Here is an 18,533-nt window from a genome sequence, read left to right on the forward strand (position 1 = left end):
TTGCAGCGGGCGATCCACGCCGGGGGGAGCGTGGAGCATTTCCGGGTGCCGATTGCCGGGGGTACACGGCGCGCCGTGAAGGATCGCTCCGATCTGCAATCGAACGGTTAGCGAGTGGTGCAGTATGCGCCAATGCCCGTGGGTGAGGCTGGGTGCCAGGCGAGGGAAGCCGACGAGACCTTCCAGCCTCTCTATTACGCCGGGCCCGAGGACGTCGAATACGACGAGTCGGCAGAAAGGTCCCGAAGTCGTACTGCGTTGATTGGGTGCGAGAATTCGTAAGGAAGGCTTGGTGCAGGCGAGAAGCGAACGACACGCAAGAGACAAGGTCTCACCGTCCATGGGATAAGGAAGCGTCTGCACCTGCAGTGACTTCGATGAAGGAGAACGAATTGGCCCCAAAGCAAGAGGTTGAACCCCTTGTCGCGAGCAATGCGACGGACGGACTTGGTCAGATGGAGCTTCCCATCGCAGAGGCGATGCGCGACGCGGATCCCGTCATTGGTGAAGCCAGTGGTGCATGCGTCGGTAGTGGCAGCGTTGACACTCAGGCCCGACGCTTGGACTTCTGGAGCGGCCCGACGGCGACCGTGTCATATCGGCGCCGGCGGCCTTACGCAGCCCCGGACGCTTCGACGGAAGACGTGGCACCGGAAGAATCGATGGAAGCCGCCGCCTCGGAAGCGTTGACTGAATCTGACGCGCCGGAAGCGCCCATTGAAGTCATGCCCTCGGAAGCGACCACTGAAGCCGTGGCCGAAGCTCCGGTTGAAGTCCTGGCCACGGACGAACCGATGGAAGCTGCCGCCCAGGACGAACTGACCGAAACGGCCGCCCCGGTAGCACCGCTTTACGCCCCAGCCCCGGAAGCTGCGCCGGAAGAGAGGCGGGCCCCGAAGCGCGGTCGGAAGCCGAAAATCCTAGCTGAAGTTGCCGCTCCGGAAGTCACGACCCAAGAGACCCCAACCCGGAAGCGCGGGCCGAAGCAGATTGCACTGCCTGGAGTGGAGGCTGCCCCGGAAGCGCCGACTCAGAAGACGCAAACCCGGAAGCCGCGACAGGAGCAAAAAGCGCCTACCGCAACTCAAAGCCCGTCCAAATCCTCACTGCTCGCTCAACTGGCATCTGTCAATGCGCAACTTGAGCAGTTGCGAGCCACGGAAGTGCCAAAGGTCGTGGAGGAAATCCAGCAGTTGATGCAGGAGTACGACCTCAGCATTGAGGACATTGCGGGCAAGCCCAGTGTTGAGCCCGCTGCCCGCGCTGTTCCGACCAAGACGAAGCCCGCGCCGCGCCCGAGGTACCGCAATCCCAAGACGGGCCAGACCTGGTCGGGGCGCGGTAGGGCTCCCGCGTGGATTGGCAAGAAGCCCGAGCGTTTCCTAATCGAACTCTTGTACTGAACGACAGGTTGGCGGGCGCGGCCGGTCCGCCCCCCTTCTGACTAGCAAACTCGGCAGGCCGGAAGTTCGGCGGCCACTGCGTAGGAAGACCAAGGGGAAGAGCTGTGCAACGAGCAGGGGGCGGCGGCGCTGCCTGGCAATCAGGACGAAGGCAACGACAGCAGTGACGGCAGCGATGACAGCAAAGACTGAGCGGGCGGACGCGATCCGCCGGATCCAGGCGCAGATGGACGACTACGGGCTCACCTTGGAAGACCTCGACGCGGCGGGGTGCTTCGCGCCGCCGCCGCCTCCACCTCCACCGCCCGCACCACCGGCGCCGGTGGTCTGCTACTGCAATGCGGAAGGGCTGACCTGGGACGGGCAGGGCGAGATGCCGTCGTGGCTCAAGCGGGCCGTCAATGCGGGGCAGAGCGTCGAGTTTTTCCGGGTGGGATAGGCCCGCCGATGCATTCGGCCCTCAGACCAACGGCGATCTGACGAGGGTTCACCGACACAACCAACGACGACCCATTTATGAAAGTACGCGTTTCCACCCTGTTGTGGGTCGCCGCCATGGCTAGCGGCGGCATGCTGCCACGGCCGCCCGCATCGCTCGCGCACGCGACGCGGGTAAAGTGTTGGGCCGCCCCCCGGCGCTTACAGGCAAGCAAGAGGTCCAGGCACGAGAGCGACTTGCGCAGGGGCAATCCATCTCATCGATAGCCCGTGACTTGAACACGAGCCGCCAGACTATCATGCGCCTCCGTGCCCGATACGAACACGTGGCGTCCTGTTGAGGGTGCGCCGCTCGAATTTGCAACCGGTTGCACTGTTTCGCTTGTGGCCACGTTGTCTCAATCGCGTGCATAAGGCCAAATTTTCCCCATCTTGCGGCACACCGAGACCGAGAGGAAAGCAAAGCATGCGGCGTCCAACGTCTGCATGCTGCACACGAAGGCTCGTGAGAGAATTGCGGGGTGGATACGGCTTGCCAAAAAAATGAACCACGCACTGACCCGGAATAATCACTACGTACCTGTCTGGTATCAAAAAGGTTTTCTGACATCGAACGAAAGCCAGCTCTACTACCTAGACAAAGCAGCTCATGAGAGCGGCCAGTCAGACGGACGCGACAATCAACCAGGTGGTCGCTTGCGCCCCCCAGTTTCCAAGCTGCCGCCAAAGAAGTGCTTCTGCACTCTTGACCTCTATACAACTCAGTCTGGTTCAGCTCTGAACGATGACATTGAGCGTTACCTGTTTGGCAAGCTCGATGGGAGCGGGTCAAATGCGGTTAGGGCTTTCGTGTCCGGAGATCCTGTCGGCATGCACGAAGGATTTCAGGATTTTTTTGAGTATCTAGATGCGCAAAAGCTGCGCACTCCCAAAGGTTTGGATTGGATCCGCACATGCTACCCTTCCCTAACCCAGGTCGACCTAATGCACGAGATGCAAGCCCTTCGGCTTATGCACTGCACTATGTGGACAGAGGGGGTCCGCGAAATCGTTTCTGCAGAGCAATCCGACGTCAAATTCATAGTCAGTGATCATCCGGTTGCCATCTACAACAGGGCAGTTCAACCAACCAGTGAAGCCGGCACATCGTCAATTGATCCGCCGGTCGATCTGGTCGGCTCTCAGACGGTCTTTGCGCTTGACGCAAACACATGCCTGATCCTTTCGCACCTCGAATATGCGAACAATCCCCAAACAGCGGACCTGACCAGGAGACGTACCAATGCTCGGTACCGCGGCGGCGGTCTGGTACGGACGGATGCCTTCATACGGAAACGCAAACTGAATCGAGGCGAGGTCATAAAGATCAATCAACTGTTGAAGACGGGGTCTCGACGATACGTTGCTGCCGGCAAAAGAGAATGGTTGTATCCAGAGAAGGATTCTTCAGGGACATGGGCAGATATTGCTGAGGTATTGCTGCCTCGCGATGAGCTATGGCAGTTCGGCGGCGAAATCTACGCTAAGTTCGATGACGGCCACGTTCACTACCAAGATGCCTTTGGCAGGCAATCCGGCGCCCATAAATATCTCGCTAAGAAGCTACCCTCAGGAAAGGTGGGGGTAAACGACCCATGCGGCTGCGGAAGCGGTAGAAAGTTCAAACATTGCTGCAAAGATCTTCCTGCGTCCGATCGCCCTGCATGGGACATCTTTGGTATTCGGGAGCGCAATCTGCTCCTGTGCCGGGCGGTAACCGACATCTTGGGCTTAGACTCGGGAAAGACATGGGACGACGTCCGTCGCGAGCTCAGCGACGAACAAATCGTGAACATTCATGAGGCGTTTGGATCCCTGTGGCCAACTGACACCAACTTGCCGGATCTACTCCCTCGGCCTTCCACAAACTTGTTCAGAGCTGTTTACCTCGGAACGATCGATCCGCGAACGATAGCGCCCGTGGCAACGGGATGGCTCGCGTACTTCGATCAGATCGTAGTGGCACATCCCTTTGTGAATCCGGTCGGCATGCGCCCGGAGTTTAGCCCGACACATTCACCATCACAGTACAAGGAACAGACCCTCAAGAACGTCCTCGCACTGCTAATGCTGGAGCCGTTCATTGATGCCGGTTATGTTCATCTCGTGCCGACTCCGATGGACTTCGACATCGAGTTCTCGAAAATTGTAATGAAGATGGCCAGAACCAGAACTGCCAACTGGAAGCCGGACAAAGCGAGTACGGACCAGTTCATGGAGCTCGCGCGTGAAGATTTGATGCGGACCTTGAGCCGGCTCCCTGACGATCGCCTACGAAAACTAGTCAAGTCAGCTATTCCGGATGCGAGCGATGAAGCAATCGAAGCGCTCATATCTGCGACGAGAAGTCAATATTCGGGAGACCCACTTACGTTGTTACAACCTTTACTGGCCGGGGAGAACGGTGGCCAATTGAAGATCGTCAAGGGTTATGGCCTTGAAGCCGCTCTCTACTTAGCAGCGCTTACTGGATCGGAGATCTATACAGACGTGCACTCCCATTGGGATCATCTTCATGAGCACACAAGTGCCGCCCGCTCGGACAATGCCGCGCCCGACTGGAAGCCGATCGCCGACGCTTTCAGCTCCCTAACGCTCCCCATCGATCTTGATTTGCAGGCCTCATTTACAGCGCGTCAGACCGGCAAGTTCAATGACATGAGAGAGGCGATACGGCGAATCGGCAACCTTGCGCGCGACGAGTCAAACGCCGTTGACAAAGAGAAATTGGCAAGGGTCGTTCTAGGCGCAGCTGAGAAGAATACGAATCAGTGGCAGGGCTCGAACCTAGCTCATGCAGCAAAAGGACGCGTCGATATCTCTGTTCCGCAAAGTGGCTTTGAACGCAACGAGATTACCCGCTTGCTCATAACTTTTGGCTCGCGCCAACCCATCCGCCCGCCACAAATGGCTCTGTTTATTCGAACCACCTACTAGAAAAAAAGCTCCATGCCGGAATAGGAAATTCCTACGCAAGCTAGAGCACGCCGACCAGTGACAAAGAGGACTTGCTGACTTGGAGCGGCGCATGCAGAGGAAGATTTGCTAGGACGGACTTCACATCAACCTCGCCATGCTGGCGGGAGCAGTCCGGTCCTTCCTAGGACTCCGCTAGTGTGGCTGAGGTGTTCGCTTTTTTGCAACAGATTGGCACCGTACCTTGCGGTGCAGAAAAGCAACAGCGCGGCTGGTAATGGGTACTCAAGTGATGTATTTGTATCTTGTTGCCACGGTTGCAGAAGGCATAACGAGATACATGAGGCAAAGATGGCGACTTATGTAGAACGAGCGCTGTTCGTGGTGGCGCCCCGGGACTTTGGCAAGAGCACAATCCTCAGGTCGATCTTCTTGGATCACCGGTTAGGGACAACCGGTAAGATCCCAAAGACCATGAAGCTGGCTGACGCCTTCGCGGTCAGCACAGACCGGAAGCTGTACTTGAGGTTGACTTCACCCCATGAGATGGGGGAGACGTTGCCCGATTTCATCAAGAAGACGAAGGGCAAGATGATCGGCGGTCGATGGTGCTTTGCGGGTCCACTACATCCCACAGCATTCAAGAAGATGCCGGATGCGGTAACGACCGTCGCCCAATTTATCAAGGCTTTCGATCCTGAGCGCGTGCGTGTTGCGCTGCTATGGCCTAACCACCAGGCGAAGAAGGGTGCTGAATTCCCGGTTCAGACTGTGTGTCAGCTGCTAGAAGACCTTCAGAAAGTGGACGACCGCGTGGAAGTGCTCTGTGTGGATGAAAGGCAAGAAGGCAGGAGCGGTCTTCTGCTTGCAGATTTCTTTGATTTCACCTGATCTTGATCTTGGTGGCGGCTCGCCGGTGGGCTTTCTTCATTTCTGCCTCAACTTGACCCACTAGTGGCATCAGCACCGCGATATGGCCTTGCGGGCAATAGTCGGCGCTGCGACCGATTTGACCGAGGCGCCACCTTTGTAGGTTCATGGGTCGAGGTACCATCCGGACTTGTGGCGCGGTTACCGGCACCTCTCGCTGGCCTACTCCGAAGTCTTCCCGCGCTGTGCTCTCCATGCCAGCCAGTGGGAGCGGAAGGGGCAGCCTATGTTCGTCGCTTGGTCACTGCTGAGGAGCGAGGACCTGGAGTTCTCGCGGGCAGTGCGTTAGAGCTGTTCAATCTATGGGGGGTGACAAGGCCGAAACCTTAGGCTGGGCCTTGCCGCTCCGAGCTAGCCTCTGTTCATCTGCTTCTATGCGAACGAGGGGCCATGAGCTTTGTTGCGCTTCTGGGAACCTCGTAAAAATCGTGCAACGGCAATACAGCAATGCCCGAACGCCTCAAGCGCATCAGGCAACCATGCGCGCCAGTTCTTCAGCATTTCTTTCATGGGACCTCCTATGGCTACGGTAGGGACCCATAAACATGCAGTGCAGTTGGGTCTGCGCGCTGTGCGGAAACGCACGGGACTGAGTTAGTCCGCCACTTTTCACTGTCAGGCTGGGGTGTACCCTTGCTGGGCGTCCGATGGTCTACGGAATACGTGTCAGGATAGAGTCAGTATCTCAATTTCTTGACACTATGCGCATAAGGTCCTAGAGTTCATCCCGACATTTTCGATGGCAGGGAGCCAGGAACATGAGCGCAGGTAAGCGAGTTGCCTATGTGCGAGTCAGCGCGGTAGACCAAAACACGGACAGGCAGCTTGAGGGCGTGGCCGTTGACAAGACCTTCACGGACAAGGCTAATGGGAAGGACGTTCAGCAGCCTCAGCTCAAAGCCGCATTGGACTATGTACAGGAGGGCGATACGCTGGTGGTCCACTCAATGGACCGCCTGGCGCGGAACACTGAAGACCTCCTCCGCATGGTCCGGGAGCTGACCGCCAAACATGTGAGCGTGGAGTTCGTGAAGGAGCGGCTCACCTTCAGCGGTCAGAACGATGACCCGATGGCTACTCTGATGATGACCATGCTGGGCGGGTTCGCGCAGTTCGAGCGGTCACTGATTCGTGAGCGCCAGCGTGAGGGCATCGCTATCGCCAAGGAGAAGGGTGTCTACAAGGGCCGTAAGGCTTCGCTGAGCCCTGAGCAGGTAGCCGCGCTCAAGCGGCGGGCAGAGGCAGGGGAGAAGAAGGCCGCGATTGCACGGGACCTCGGCATCAGCCGGGAGACCTTGTATCAGTACCTAAGGCAAGCTGATGGTAGGACAGTGGCAGCTTAGGTAGCATCGACCATAGGTCCACGGAGCCGGGAGATGTTTCCCCGGCTTTCCAACTGGGCGTTAGGCCCCGCTACACAGGCAAGTAGATCGACAGGCCGGAGTTCGGGCCGGGAGGCATCCCCAACGCCTGGTCTACATACGGCTCAGCTCGAAGCGCTGCAAGCAGTGCATTGGGCTCAAAGCCTTGCCCCAGAATTCTTTCCGATTCCGGTCTCGGATTCTCCGAGTGGCGGGCTCGATAGGCGACGGGGCGGCTATTTGCCGCTATTGCGCGCAGGCAAATGCCTCGCATATAGAACCTATTGAACTCTCCTTCGGCTAGTACCTCATGAGCCTTGACAGGGACCTTGGCAACAGAGACCTTGCCAGTGGCCCGGTGTTGTCTCTGCTCCATTGCATTCAGAAGGCGCCGTCTGTAAATCTCTTGCGCCAGCCAAGCGTCATTGTTCGTCCTCATCGCCTCAGCTAGAAGCTCAGCCCATCCAGCGATGCCCGCTCCATTCAGTCGGGAGCTGAGATAGAGCCGGTTCCCCTGTAGGTCTTCGGTAATCTCGGCTGTCATATGCTGGCGTGTTACATCATCCAAGTTCCGGTATTGAAGAGCCATCGAAATCCCCAAAGCGTGTTGTTGTTCGTTCTTCAGAGCTACACCAAGCCGCAAGCATCGAGGCTTGGAGCGATGAGCATAGCATTGAATACATGACGATTCCGCACTGTCAGGCGTGGGGATTACTAGCGCCCACAATCAGCGCTTTGGATGCCGTTTTGCGCGTTACGGCTTCGCTTCGGGGCTGACCGATGTGAGCCTGTTGCCCTTCAGCGGGAGGACACTGACGGTTCCCTTGTTGTACATGGCAATCTGCTCGGGCGATGAGGCTATCAGAAAGCCCTGCACGGGCGGTTTGTTGTCTTGCTCCAGCCGGAAGCAAACTGCACGACCGGACGCCTTGCACCCGCTATCGTAAGCCTTGATCGAATCTTGGTAAGCCACGTCTGCTGCTACCTCCCCGGCAATGGCAGGCAGGCCGATGATGACCATCACAACCAGCAACGAGGCGAACGTGACGTAGAGTGCGAGGCCAGAGAGCAGCGCCCATCTTATGGCCCTTCTGAGTCCATGCTTCGCGTTCAATAAGGCTGCCAAGCGTTGAACAATCTTGTTCCCCTTCAGAGATGATGCCCGGTCTTCCGGTTTCCCTCCAAAGAGCCAGGCGAGGCAGGCGAAGTAGGAGACAACCGCAAGTGCGCCAAGCAGCGATTGAAAAGGGTGGCTATTCAATGAATCCAGAATGCTCGCGCAGAACTTGAATAAGGCGACCCCGCCCATCATGAAGTAGCGCGCGGTATCGAGCGGGAATAACTGGCTGTCCAGATGGAAGTGACCTAGGTATCGTGAGTAGTACGTAGCTCCGATGAAGTAGCAGCCGATTGTAAGGATGGCTCCCAGAATCGCGCGAGCACTGAGAAGTGCAGTAGCAATGCGCTGGGCTGGCGCCTGACTCTGGGAGGAGGGGGCTGGCGCCAGTGTGGTCATATTGTCTGCCTCCACCGAGGCCTCCGATGGGCATTGGAAAGGCCATATGTTAAGCCAGTGGTAGAGGGGTGGCCGGGATTCGAAAATTTGAGGAGACCGCCCCAAAGCGGGGAGAGCGCGCAAAAGCGCGGGCTGACCTGGGACGGGCAGGGCGAGATGCCGTCGTGGCTCAAGCGGGCGGTCGTTGCGGGCAGTCGGTGAAGTTTTTCCGGATCGGATAGGGTGGCTCCCCGCTTGCACTGTCGTAGAAGCCGAGCAGGAGTTGGCCACAAAGCTCACAGGCCGGTTCCGCTTTCGGCGGGCGAACCTTCAAGGTCGTCCGGTAAGGGGCAGGCGGTTGACCCCTCCGATCCCAAGTGTCCAAAGCGTCGCCTTTGTTTGATAATATCCTCTATCATATAAAGGACGGCGAGAAACATGGCGAACCCGGGCAACGCGTCACCCGATGCAATCTCCCGTCACTCCGTTCACTCGGTGCTGCGGGAACGCATCGTCGAACACCTCTTCATCGGCCACGCGCTGCAGTCGCTGTGGCGTCGCGGGGTAACCGATGTCGAGGTGTTGCGCGCCGAGTTCGACGCTGGCGGCTATGACCTTGTGATGAGCCGCCGCGACGTCGACCGGCATATCCAGTTCAAGACGGTGCTGGGGAGCCGAAGGCCGAAAAGCGTCAAGGCCAGCATGAAGCTGATGCAGAAGCCCAGCGGCTGCATCATCTGTATCGGGGTTCCCGTCGATCTCGATCCGGACGGGCTTTCGTACCACTGGTACGGCGACCGCCCAGGCAAGCCGTTGCCCACCATCGAACACATGCCGGTAGCAAAGCACACCAAAGGCGATGCCGCTGGCGTCAAGGGCGAGCGCTCTGGGCACCGGGTGGTCCCGGGATCCCGGTTTGAAACGCTGTCATCCCTCGAAGCGGTGCTTGTACAACTGTTGGGAGCGTTGCCATGAATTCGCCGGTTTCGCTCACGGCACCATCGGTCCCAAGGCTGGTTACCGCTGCCCGGGATCGCGCCTGTGTGCGCTTCCTGGAGTTCTTCGCCTCGGCGATCCGCAACCCCCACACGCGACGCGCCTACGCCCGCGCGGCAGGCGAGTTCCTGGCCTGGTGCGCGGACGCCGGCGTGCCCTCGCTCACCGCGGTGCAGCCGCTGCATGTCGCGAGCTGGATCGAACTGCAGACGCAGACGCTGTCGACGCCGACTGTCAAGCAGCGCCTGGCCGGTACTCGTCATCTGTTCGACTGGCTGGTCACCGGCCAGGTGGTGCCGAGTAATCCGGCCACGTCGGTCTCGGGCTCCGCCACAGCGCTCGGCAGGGCAAGACGCCAGTGCTCGAGGCGACCGAGGCGCGGCAACTGCTCGATGCTATCGACGCGAGCACGCCGGCTGGGCTGCGCGACCGCGCGCTGATTGCGCTCATGGTGTTTTCGTTCGCGCGCATCGGCGCGGCGCTGGCGATGCGGGTCGACGATGTCTATGTGCAGCACCGACGCCTGTGGGTGCGCCTGCGTGAACCTGTGAAGACGCATCCACGGGTAGCGGCCAGGAGTTGAGCGGCACACGTCCTGTGTTTTTAAAGCTGCCGACATGGTGATCGACTTCACGAGCACACTACTGCAAATCCGGACGGCCATACTCAATAACCAGCTCCGGTCTTACGTTGAACGATGGTATCCGTCCATTTCTCAAAGCGAGGGCCACCGCCTTGCCACGTAGTCAGCCCCCAGTTTGGCGCGGTCTCCATCAATGCTTGACACCGCCTTTGCCGGCTGCGGACTCAAGTCTTCAACGAGTACCTCCGTTAGAAACGAGTGGGGTCAATGTCAGCCTCATGGCCAGGCTTGAGTCCTCGAATCATTCGTGAACGGAAAGCGACCGCGACCTTATTCATCAGGAGTTCGGTATGAACGCCACTGGACGATATTGCTCCGCTCCGTTAGGGAGGCAATATCGTTCAGACATGCGTTTTCTTTTATTCAACCGGCGGTCGAATGTCCCCCGTCGCTATACAGCTGTTTGCTCGCTTCGGATAAACTTCTGCGCAACAACGAGGAGTGATGAATTTGGATCAGGACAAGGTAAAAAAGGCGATAAAGGGTCTAGACTGGACCGCATTGCGCCAGGAACTCGAGGTTGTAGGCCTCACGGAGAAAGAACTTCAGGTAGTGCTAGTGATGGTCCTTAGATCCGACAGCATGGTACGCCGCCGTCCGGGCGATGATGGGGCCGCACGCGACTATCTACTCACAGAGCTCCAGAGTTATCTCGATGAAAAGGGCTTGGATGATGCAGCAAGCACCGTTGCAGAGTTGCATAAAATTTTTCGCTACATCGACAAGGGATACATTGCTATCTTCTCCGAAGAGGCAAAACTACAGTTCTCCAGTCTCTCACCTGAGCGAAGAGTCAGTGCGATTCTGTCGTTTCTCGCCCACGTGGGCCGAACGCTGCAGCTGGACCACGAGCGCGCTGTCGAAGGGGCGAACGTCATCAGCCCAAATATGACAATCAAGGACACGAGTGGAGCGCCGTATAACCCCAACGCGATCTATCACGGCTTTACGCTCGCGGCAACTGACGCCTTGCAACTGGAGGGCTATCGACATTCCTATTTCAACGCGGCGGGCGAACTGGTGCTGCCGGTCCCCGTGCCTGTAACCCAGACGGACGAAGCTGCCGCAGAGTTGAAGTTGATAAATGCGAGTCTTTGGAGGCGCTGGAAAACGGCTGATGAACGCCATCGCTTGCTTCAAGCCAGGCTTGATGAACTGACGCCGCCACGACTTCCCGAGTGGATCTCAAATTTCGCAGAGTGCGAGAAAATCGTCACTGCCTTCGAATTTCAATCTTGCAGTGAGATCGAGCGATTAGATGCAATCGCATCAGAGAGGTTTGAGGTGCGGATGATCCAAACCTTCCAGGAGATGTTACTGAAAACCAACCTCCTGAAGATCGTCGCTGCAAGCCCAGCTTCAAAGGTGGAGCTTCCTCCTCGCGGGATTCTGTCTGCCGAGGAAGGCCACGCCGGAACCATGTTGGGGCAGTTTTTGGGCCTCAGTCTTGATCAGACAAAAGCGGGAAGCTTGCTCCTCTCGGAACGCTTGCGCGGCTACGCAGTGTTGAGGCGGCTCGTGGAAACCTCCGTTAAGGCTGACGGCACATACTTTCCAGTACTCACGCGCGCAGAGATTCAGGAGGAATTTCTTCGATGCGGCTTATCAGCCTCCTCTGCTGATGCGTTTATTAAAGCGGCCACTTTCAATCGATCGAGCCGAGACATGTATGACCAACCAATGATCCGACTTTCGAACGGATCATATCTTCTGTTTGGCTTTTCCTTAATCGCTTCAGATCTCGTCAAGTTGATGATATCAAGCTTGGAGAATGCAAAGTTAAGCTTTCAGAAGAGAGGCCCCGCTTTTGAGAAGCATATCATCGAACTGCTGCGTGCGCAAAAATTCGACGCAAAGACGCTGAAGGTTAAGCGAGGCCCCAAGAAAGAAGTGTACGACTACGACGTAACATTCGTTTGGGGCGAGTACGTCTTCTTTATAGAGTGCAAGAATCGCGGCATACCCTTTGGAAACCCGATTGCCGTGGCCAATTTCGAGGAAGAACTAAGTGACCACGCGGAACAAGTGAAGCGGCTTCGCAAGGCTTTGAATGACTACCCTGACATCATCACGGTCGAGTATCCACAGGCCATTGGCAAGAAGCCCGTGTTCTGTGTAGTGTTTTCACTTCCGTTCTCCATGGGCCATCATGACGGCGTCTATTACATCGACGAGTCTTTACTCGGCCGCTTCTTTAAGCCCGGTGGTTCGCTAGGGAAAGAGCTGGGAAGAGCCAAACCCGGAGAAGTGCGATACCGAGTCGAGCTTGCAATGCTTTGGGCGAGTGATGCCCCAACTCCTGAGGACTTCATTCGATACATGGAGAACCCCCCACAGCTACAACTCGCAGCTGCGAAGTATGAACTGAGAGCTGACTTGCTGCGATTGTCCGAGGACGTTGCACTATGGTACGCGGACTGGCATCGAAAAAATCTTTCGGACGCTGAGGAAGCATCAATCCTGACTGAAATTGATCTCGGGATGAGAGAGAAGGCAAAATCAATTACCGATTCCCATGACGCTTGATTAGCGGTCCAGCACTTAGACGGCACTTAGACGCCATCCAATACGACGGGAGCGCCTGTCTTCTGGAGGTCCTGAACGTACAAGAGTATCAGAATGTGTTCGCAGGGTGCATAAGACCCCCCCCCCCGCGGGGGGGGGGGTCTTATGGCGCTACACCCTTATATTTTTTGGTGGGGGAGGGGTGGCGGGTTACGCAACGTCTCCCGACGACGCATCATCGGTTGTCGAGTCACTCTCACCAGCTTCGTCTACATCGGCTCCGGCGTCGGTCTCGCCTGCCTTGGGCTCGTCGGTATCGCTATCGACGCCCGCATCGAAACCGCGTCCCGTTTGCGCTAGGCTTTCGCTTGTTCAGACACTGACAGGATGGGCTGCAGCTCTATATTCGAGCCCTCTTGCAGCCGGTATCGCTGCTGGCCCCTATGAAATACGCTGACCTGTGCCTCATCCGTACTGCGAGCTCAAGGCTCGTATTACCCCACAGGCTTAGCAGGTCTCGGTCCTACCTGACTTGTCATCACACTCGATTACTAACGCAACCTTCGGCGTTTCACCCTGTAAAAACGCTAATCTCCAACGTGGTGCTTACCGCTCAGGCCGGCTTCACGCTGATGTGATCCTTCTGGTACGGCCGGTCATGGGCCGGAACCGCCCATATTATGCGCGCCATCTTCGAGGCTGTGATCCGTTGCGCAACGATCGGCCGCGAGAGCTCGAAGGGTTGAACGACGGTATCGCAGATTTTTCGCGTCAGGTTTGACTGCCAAGTAGACGTTTAAGATTGCTTCTCAGCTGTTCTTCGACCGCGCTACGAGGCATCGCCCACACGTCTGAAAGCGTGGTGCACACGTTCCAAGCATCCCAGGGTTTCAGGAAAACCCCACCCTCCGTAGCAAACGGTCCATCAGTCTCCGGAAGAACGCGGTCCAACGGCATGTGGCTCAACAAGCTGCGGCCCTTCTTGCCAGCAAGCATGACGGGCCCGACGCTGAACCAGCAGCCGAGGCGCGTTGCCGTGCGAAGTTCGGCGACTCTTCCGGAGAACCAGTGCAGGACTGGATAGCCCACGTCATGTGCTTTCGCCAACGTTTCGATAGTTCGCTGCGCCGCTCCACGGGAATGGATGCTGATGATTCTTCCGCCTTGCCGGCCACATTCAGCGAGAACGGCTTGAAAAATACGATCCTGTAGCTCAATGGAGTCTCGAAACCTTGGTGAACCATCGAGCCCAACTTCACCGATGAATCTTGCGTCCTTGACTCCCGCGATCAAAGCGTCTAATTCACTGGCCTTGGCCTCCGCGACTTCAGGATGAAGGCCAAGACCGACGCGGATGTTTCGCAACCCGCTAAATACCCGAGAGCTTGCGTAAAAGGCGCGCGGACTGGTTGTGACGACTAGGGTAAATTCGTTGCGACGATTGACCTCGTGGGCCAGTGTTAGACCATTCGGATATAAGTCAAGGTGGGAGTGGAAGTCAATCACAGGACACCGTGCCACCGCAGTAGGGCCCCCAATTCTTTCAATCCTCGCTCGACTACTCCTTCAAACGCAATACGGCGAGAAGATTCCGCAAAGGCGAACTGCCCAGCGGTGAAGGCACGAATGCCGTCATCTTCGACTTTCGCCACGGCAGTCGCCACGGCGGCCACGTCGTTCGGGCCCTTATCGCGCTGTGCGGTCTTCAAATCCTGGTGGACGTAGGTTGCAGTCGTATCCGTGATACCGGACCGAAGAAAAGCCGAACGGCGAACCATGCAAGGCACGCACCGCCCACAGTGCCGTAGTCCAAATACGGCAAAACGGCCACAACTTGTTGACATGCCGGCCAGATCTGCCAATCGGGCTTGGTCGAGGCACCCGGCCATCATCTCCCCCTTTGTGTATGCAGCGTAGGGGAGCTGCAAGTTCGCAGGTATCCCCAATTGAGTCCAGAGAGCCTGCAAACGCTGCATGAATACTGGGTGTGTGGTCTTCGTGCTCAAGCTACCCACCCGGCCGGCGTTCAACGGAACGTTCAAGCTTATTAGACCGTTCTCTGGCACGAACACCTCTACAAACTTAGCATCCGTCGCGGCTGCGTGGCTGTCAGCAGCAAGTGCCGCGAAAGCAAAGAACACGATAGACCGACCCCGTGTGGAGCCCTCACCGTCTCGCTGCGGCTTCAGCCATATGTTCTGATTCCACTGCAAATGACGCTCTCCGGCTCCAAGTGTTTTCGCGTATAGCACTTGGGTCTCGGAATCGCCCTTTGCGATATGCGAAACGAAGAGTGGGCGCCGCATTTGAGCCGTGAGGTCCAGCGCACCAATCAGACTGTCAAGACCGCCTGACAAGAGGGCTACACAGTCCGCGTTGTGCACCACGTGTTGTCGGGGAATCGGCCGGGGGTATCCTCCCTCGACGAAGCGCAAGTGCCAGAAATCACCCGTCAAGAAGCGCAGTGCCTGTTCGATTTCGTCCTTCAACCGCTCAAAGGGCTCAGGTTCACATAGGGCTACTTCTAACTCAATAATTCTGGTCCAACCGTCAGCTGAGACGCCGCGTTCCACCGCATGATCGGCTGCGCTGACCGCAAGTGCGAGCGACAGGAAGTCCCAGCTTGCTGTACTCGGGCCGAGTCCTGCCTTCCGAATCTCGTCGATGAGTGATGTCCCCACGGTGCTAACGTCAAGTAGTCCGTCGTGTGCGTACATCGAGACGTAGGTGGTGTCGGCACGACGAGAGTCCGGGATTCGGTCTTTGGGTGCGCAGAAAACCTTCGTCATAGGTCAGCCTCGAATAGTTCGAAGGTCATCTTCAGTGCCTCCTGCAGGATGCCGTCCAACTGGAACCGCGTTGGATTCGCGCTATTACCTCGAAGCAAATCGACATGCGCTCCAACTTCGATCTTGAGAAAACGCCGCATCTCCCGTTCCCGTATGACCGCGGTTCGTGGATCAAGCTGCGAACTCTCGAAGACGGGGCCTAGGTCGAAGCAAAGCCGATTGGCCGCCTCGGTGGCCAGGTAGCCTTTCATCAACTCCCAGATTTCGTTGACTCCCATGTTCAACGGATCAATGGTCGGATCGTCCTTTATGAGCTCGGACAAGGCGAAGTCCATTGCGTCGCGGAACGATTCTTCGTCTGCACTGCCGCCAGGAGGCGCCAACTCTCGAACGATAGCGTCCACCACGTCTTCCGCCGACGGGTTGGTTGCACGCAGGGCATCCACCCATTGACGAGCTTCGGCTGACGTCCCTTGGCTGACAGTGTTGAGGAACGAGAACAATGCAGCACCAGCGCCAGTCGATGCTCGCATGCGGCTGGCTGCGGCACTAGCACCGCCGTTACCCCGACGCGAGTAGTGCCCGATCGCACTTCGAAGATGCTGGGTGTTCCCGCTCTTGGCGAACTTTCCGAACTCTCGACGAGCGTCGCCATATCGCGCAGGCGGAGCATTGCCCGTTGCGCCCGCGGGAGAGTTAGGAGGCCCCCCGTCACTTGGGGTGACCGTGCTGCCCTTGCCAATATTGCCCACAACATCATCGAGCCAAGGCGGGTCCAGGCTTACTCCACTGCTCGGTCCGGTGCTGGAGGTGGAAGTCCCCATTACTTGGAATCCTTCTTCTTTTGCAGATAACGGCGCGACTTTTCGTCGGTCTCTGGGTCATCCTCCCATTCTTGCAACAAGTCGCTGGCCCAAATACGTGACTTGAGCAGGGGGAGGAGCGCGACGTTACGTTTGCTTCCGGGAATCTCGAAAAGTGCCGGCGCAAGCTGAAGTCCCAGAGCCGGATGTGCGTCCGTGCAGTTGAGGCATCGCATGATGTCATCGACTTCCCACTGGCCTTCCCGTGCCTTTCGTATCGCTCGGTTGAGAATTCTTGAGACGTCTCCCTCCCCCAGAGCCGTAAGCTGCTGGACTAGAATCTTCGAAAGCTCAGTCGCCTCCATGGTCGCTTCGAGGACCTTCTTCGCTTCAGCGGATAGCTCATCGTAGGCGGCCAAGCCCAAACTGCGGTCGCGGCTGAGATGCAGGATTGGCCGCAGGTCCTTGTCTGTCAGGCGCGGAGCGAGCTTTACCCATTGCTCGTAGAACGGACCGGTCCACGACGCGTGAGGCGGCACGTACTGTTCTGCCTTTTGTGCGGCGGTTTCAACAGCGTCCAGGAATTCGGCCTTGCCGTCTGGGTCCGAGGCTACCGCTTTGGTCAGGAATTCGAATGCCGCGCTGGATGCGCAGCGTTCGAAGAGCTGAATCTTGACAAGCTCCTCCAGGGCGAGCGGCATGTCCATCTCTTCGGCAATGGTTTGCCGGATCATGAGATTGTTGAGGAATCGCTTGATGAGCCGAGGATTGCCAGCAATCTCAGCTGAGGTAACCAGTAACGGCGCCAACTGGTCGGCGATGTCTAGTTCTTTGGCAACCAGCGCCTTCTCGGGCTTAAACGCCTCGTCAAGAAGCTCGCGTGAGATGCCCTTTGCCCACGACTTCTTGAGCAGTTCAAGAACCGCTGCTTGGCCACTCGCCTGAGCTTGCGAGGAGAGTCGCCCTTTTCGTGCTGCAAGCTCCGTCAAAAGGAGTGCAAGGTAGGCCTTGACCTCGTTGATGCCCAAGCGAGGAACACGCAACGGAATTTGGATGAGCTTATCGAAGTAGCTAGTGACAAGGCCTTCTTCAATGTCGACACCCTTGAAGTGCGCTCGGACCGCACCGCGAATCATGCTTTCATCGGCGGCGATCAGGAAGGCGGTTCGCTTGACGTGAAGCAGCAGCCGCATCGCTTCCAATGTTCCAATGGCGGTCGTAGGGAGACATCGGTCCAGGTCGTCTACGAACACTACGAGGCGGACATCGAGTTTTTCTAGTAGATCTGCAAATGTTTTGCGCAGGCCCTCAATTTCCTTCGGCAGGGACGCCTCCTTTTTCTCCCCAATGACTTCCTTAAGCTCCGGAGAGAGCTCTGAGTAAGCTTCCTGAACGGCCTTCAGGCCTTCCGCACGTTTTTCTTCATCGGAGAAGCCTTGCATCAGGCCGCTGACTGCACCGAACAGGGTCCCAAGAGGGCCTGCGGCGACGGTTCCGACGGCAACGTGCGCAACCACAGGCGCGACGATCCGTCCAAACTTCAGCAGCTTCACACGCTTGGCGAAGTCCGTCGCTTTGTCGACAAACGATTTCCGCTCCGTTGCTTCCTCTACGAGGCGGTCTGAAACCGCTTGAAGTAGCGCCTGACGCGCGTCTTCATAGCCCTGGTAAAGCCACGCGTTGAACTCCATGAGGATGTATGGGGAGTTCTTTCCCTCTTTCTTCGTGCCTTGCTCCAGCTGAGCTTGAACAAGCTTTACGAGTGTCGATTTTCCGGCGCCCCAACCACCAGATATTCCGATAGTGACTGGCGTGTCGCCCGCGTCTTTTATCAGATTTGCTGCCGCATTCGCTACCAAACCGAAGTTGAGTAGGTCAACCTCAGCCTCAATATCGTGCCACATCTATTATTTTCCCTGTTCGTCCAGCTATCCTGGAAAGCTAGATGCACCTGTCGTTTGGGTAGCGGTCGAGACGAATGCCTTTTGGACGGTGCAGGCCTAGCCTATCTGCGACACTGTAACAGCGACTTACATTACCTTGTAAGCCTTATAGCCGCAATCAGGACTGTCAAAGCGAATCGCACGCAGCGAGGTACACGAACGTCGGCGAGTTTCAACGTACACCCATCACAGAGTTGTGGGGAACTGGGCAGCGAGCCTCGCGCGACTCGATTGGAGTAACCAGGGGTACTACACGACGTCCTGTACCAGTA

14 protein-coding genes and 2 pseudogenes are annotated in these 18,533 nt (G+C 57.4%); 10 read left to right on the top strand and 6 right to left on the bottom strand.

The features are described 5' to 3' along the window. The first annotated feature begins 377 nt into the window (after positions 1-377). The 5 genes from CF70_RS00265 to CF70_RS00280 all read left to right on the top strand — a co-directional run bounded on the left by CF70_RS00265 (position 378) and on the right by CF70_RS00280 (position 5,687). Complete coding sequence (locus CF70_RS00265) at positions 378-1,403, top strand: H-NS family nucleoid-associated regulatory protein (RefSeq protein ID WP_035858856.1); 1,026 nt, start codon at positions 378-380, stop codon at positions 1,401-1,403. A 175-nt stretch (positions 1,404-1,578) separates the two neighbouring features. Further along, complete coding sequence (locus CF70_RS00270; RefSeq protein ID WP_035858858.1) at positions 1,579-1,842, top strand: H-NS histone family protein; 264 nt, start codon at positions 1,579-1,581, stop codon at positions 1,840-1,842. Between the two features lie 178 nt (positions 1,843-2,020). Then, on the top strand, positions 2,021-2,182 hold the full coding sequence (locus tag CF70_RS37175; RefSeq protein WP_235184833.1) for a helix-turn-helix domain-containing protein: 162 nt from the start codon (positions 2,021-2,023) through the stop codon (positions 2,180-2,182). 145 nt (positions 2,183-2,327) lie between these two features. Next, a complete protein-coding gene (locus CF70_RS00275) occupies positions 2,328-4,817 on the top strand; it encodes a DUF4238 domain-containing protein (RefSeq protein WP_081861968.1) in 2,490 nt (829 codons plus the stop codon). Between the two features lie 330 nt (positions 4,818-5,147). Further along, complete coding sequence (locus CF70_RS00280; protein ID WP_035858861.1) at positions 5,148-5,687, top strand: hypothetical protein; 540 nt, start codon at positions 5,148-5,150, stop codon at positions 5,685-5,687. A gap of 411 nt (positions 5,688-6,098) precedes the next feature. Here CF70_RS00280 and CF70_RS36415 read toward each other — a convergent pair whose 3' ends face one another. Further along, complete coding sequence (locus CF70_RS36415) at positions 6,099-6,236, bottom strand: hypothetical protein (RefSeq protein ID WP_160172215.1); 138 nt, start codon at positions 6,234-6,236, stop codon at positions 6,099-6,101. A gap of 248 nt (positions 6,237-6,484) precedes the next feature. Here CF70_RS36415 and CF70_RS00285 point away from each other — a divergent pair, with 248 nt between their 5' ends. Further along, positions 6,485-7,069 carry a recombinase family protein gene (locus CF70_RS00285; RefSeq protein ID WP_035858864.1) on the top strand — a complete coding sequence of 195 codons (585 nt, stop codon included), beginning with the start codon at positions 6,485-6,487 and terminating at the stop codon, positions 7,067-7,069. Between the two features lie 772 nt (positions 7,070-7,841). Here the strand turns inward: CF70_RS00285 and CF70_RS00295 are convergent. Continuing rightward, complete coding sequence (locus tag CF70_RS00295) at positions 7,842-8,603, bottom strand: hypothetical protein (RefSeq protein WP_035858869.1); 762 nt, start codon at positions 8,601-8,603, stop codon at positions 7,842-7,844. A gap of 129 nt (positions 8,604-8,732) precedes the next feature. Between CF70_RS00295 and CF70_RS37180 the strand changes: the two are divergent. From CF70_RS37180 to CF70_RS00310, 4 genes and pseudogenes are all read left to right on the top strand, one after another. Beyond that, a pseudogene (locus CF70_RS37180) lies at positions 8,733-8,824 on the top strand (H-NS family nucleoid-associated regulatory protein); the annotation flags it as partial. 196 nt (positions 8,825-9,020) lie between these two features. Beyond that, positions 9,021-9,557 carry a hypothetical protein gene (locus CF70_RS00300; RefSeq protein WP_035858872.1) on the top strand — a complete coding sequence of 179 codons (537 nt, stop codon included), beginning with the start codon at positions 9,021-9,023 and terminating at the stop codon, positions 9,555-9,557. After that, a pseudogene (locus CF70_RS00305) lies at positions 9,554-10,122 on the top strand (tyrosine-type recombinase/integrase); the annotation flags it as partial. The gene CF70_RS00300 and the pseudogene CF70_RS00305, both read left to right, overlap by 4 nt. Positions 10,123-10,665: 543 nt before the next feature. Beyond that, entirely contained in the window at positions 10,666-12,747 is a 2,082-nt protein-coding gene (locus CF70_RS00310; RefSeq protein WP_035858874.1) for a hypothetical protein, read from the top strand. A 750-nt stretch (positions 12,748-13,497) separates the two neighbouring features. Here the strand turns inward: CF70_RS00310 and qatD are convergent. The 4 genes from qatD to CF70_RS00325 are packed head-to-tail and all read right to left on the bottom strand — an operon-like array spanning position 13,498 to position 18,222. Next, positions 13,498-14,232 carry a Qat anti-phage system TatD family nuclease QatD gene (gene qatD / locus CF70_RS34335; RefSeq protein WP_081861969.1) on the bottom strand — a complete coding sequence of 245 codons (735 nt, stop codon included), beginning with the start codon at positions 14,230-14,232 and terminating at the stop codon, positions 13,498-13,500. Continuing rightward, the gene (gene qatC / locus CF70_RS00315; RefSeq protein WP_035858876.1) at positions 14,229-15,515 is read right to left on the bottom strand and encodes a Qat anti-phage system QueC-like protein QatC; all 1,287 of its coding nucleotides are present in this window, start codon (positions 15,513-15,515) and stop codon (positions 14,229-14,231) included. The genes qatD and qatC overlap by 4 nt, the downstream gene beginning before the upstream one ends. After that, a complete protein-coding gene (gene qatB / locus CF70_RS38660; protein WP_035858878.1) occupies positions 15,512-16,339 on the bottom strand; it encodes a Qat anti-phage system associated protein QatB in 828 nt (275 codons plus the stop codon). The genes qatC and qatB overlap by 4 nt, the downstream gene beginning before the upstream one ends. After that, on the bottom strand, positions 16,339-18,222 hold the full coding sequence (locus CF70_RS00325; protein WP_035858881.1) for a KAP family P-loop NTPase fold protein: 1,884 nt from the start codon (positions 18,220-18,222) through the stop codon (positions 16,339-16,341). The genes qatB and CF70_RS00325 overlap by 1 nt, the downstream gene beginning before the upstream one ends. Between the last annotated feature and the right edge of the window lie 311 nt (positions 18,223-18,533).

The sequence above is a fragment of the Cupriavidus sp. SK-3 genome, from assembly GCF_000611145.1.
Taxonomy (GTDB): Bacteria; Pseudomonadota; Gammaproteobacteria; order Burkholderiales; family Burkholderiaceae; genus Cupriavidus.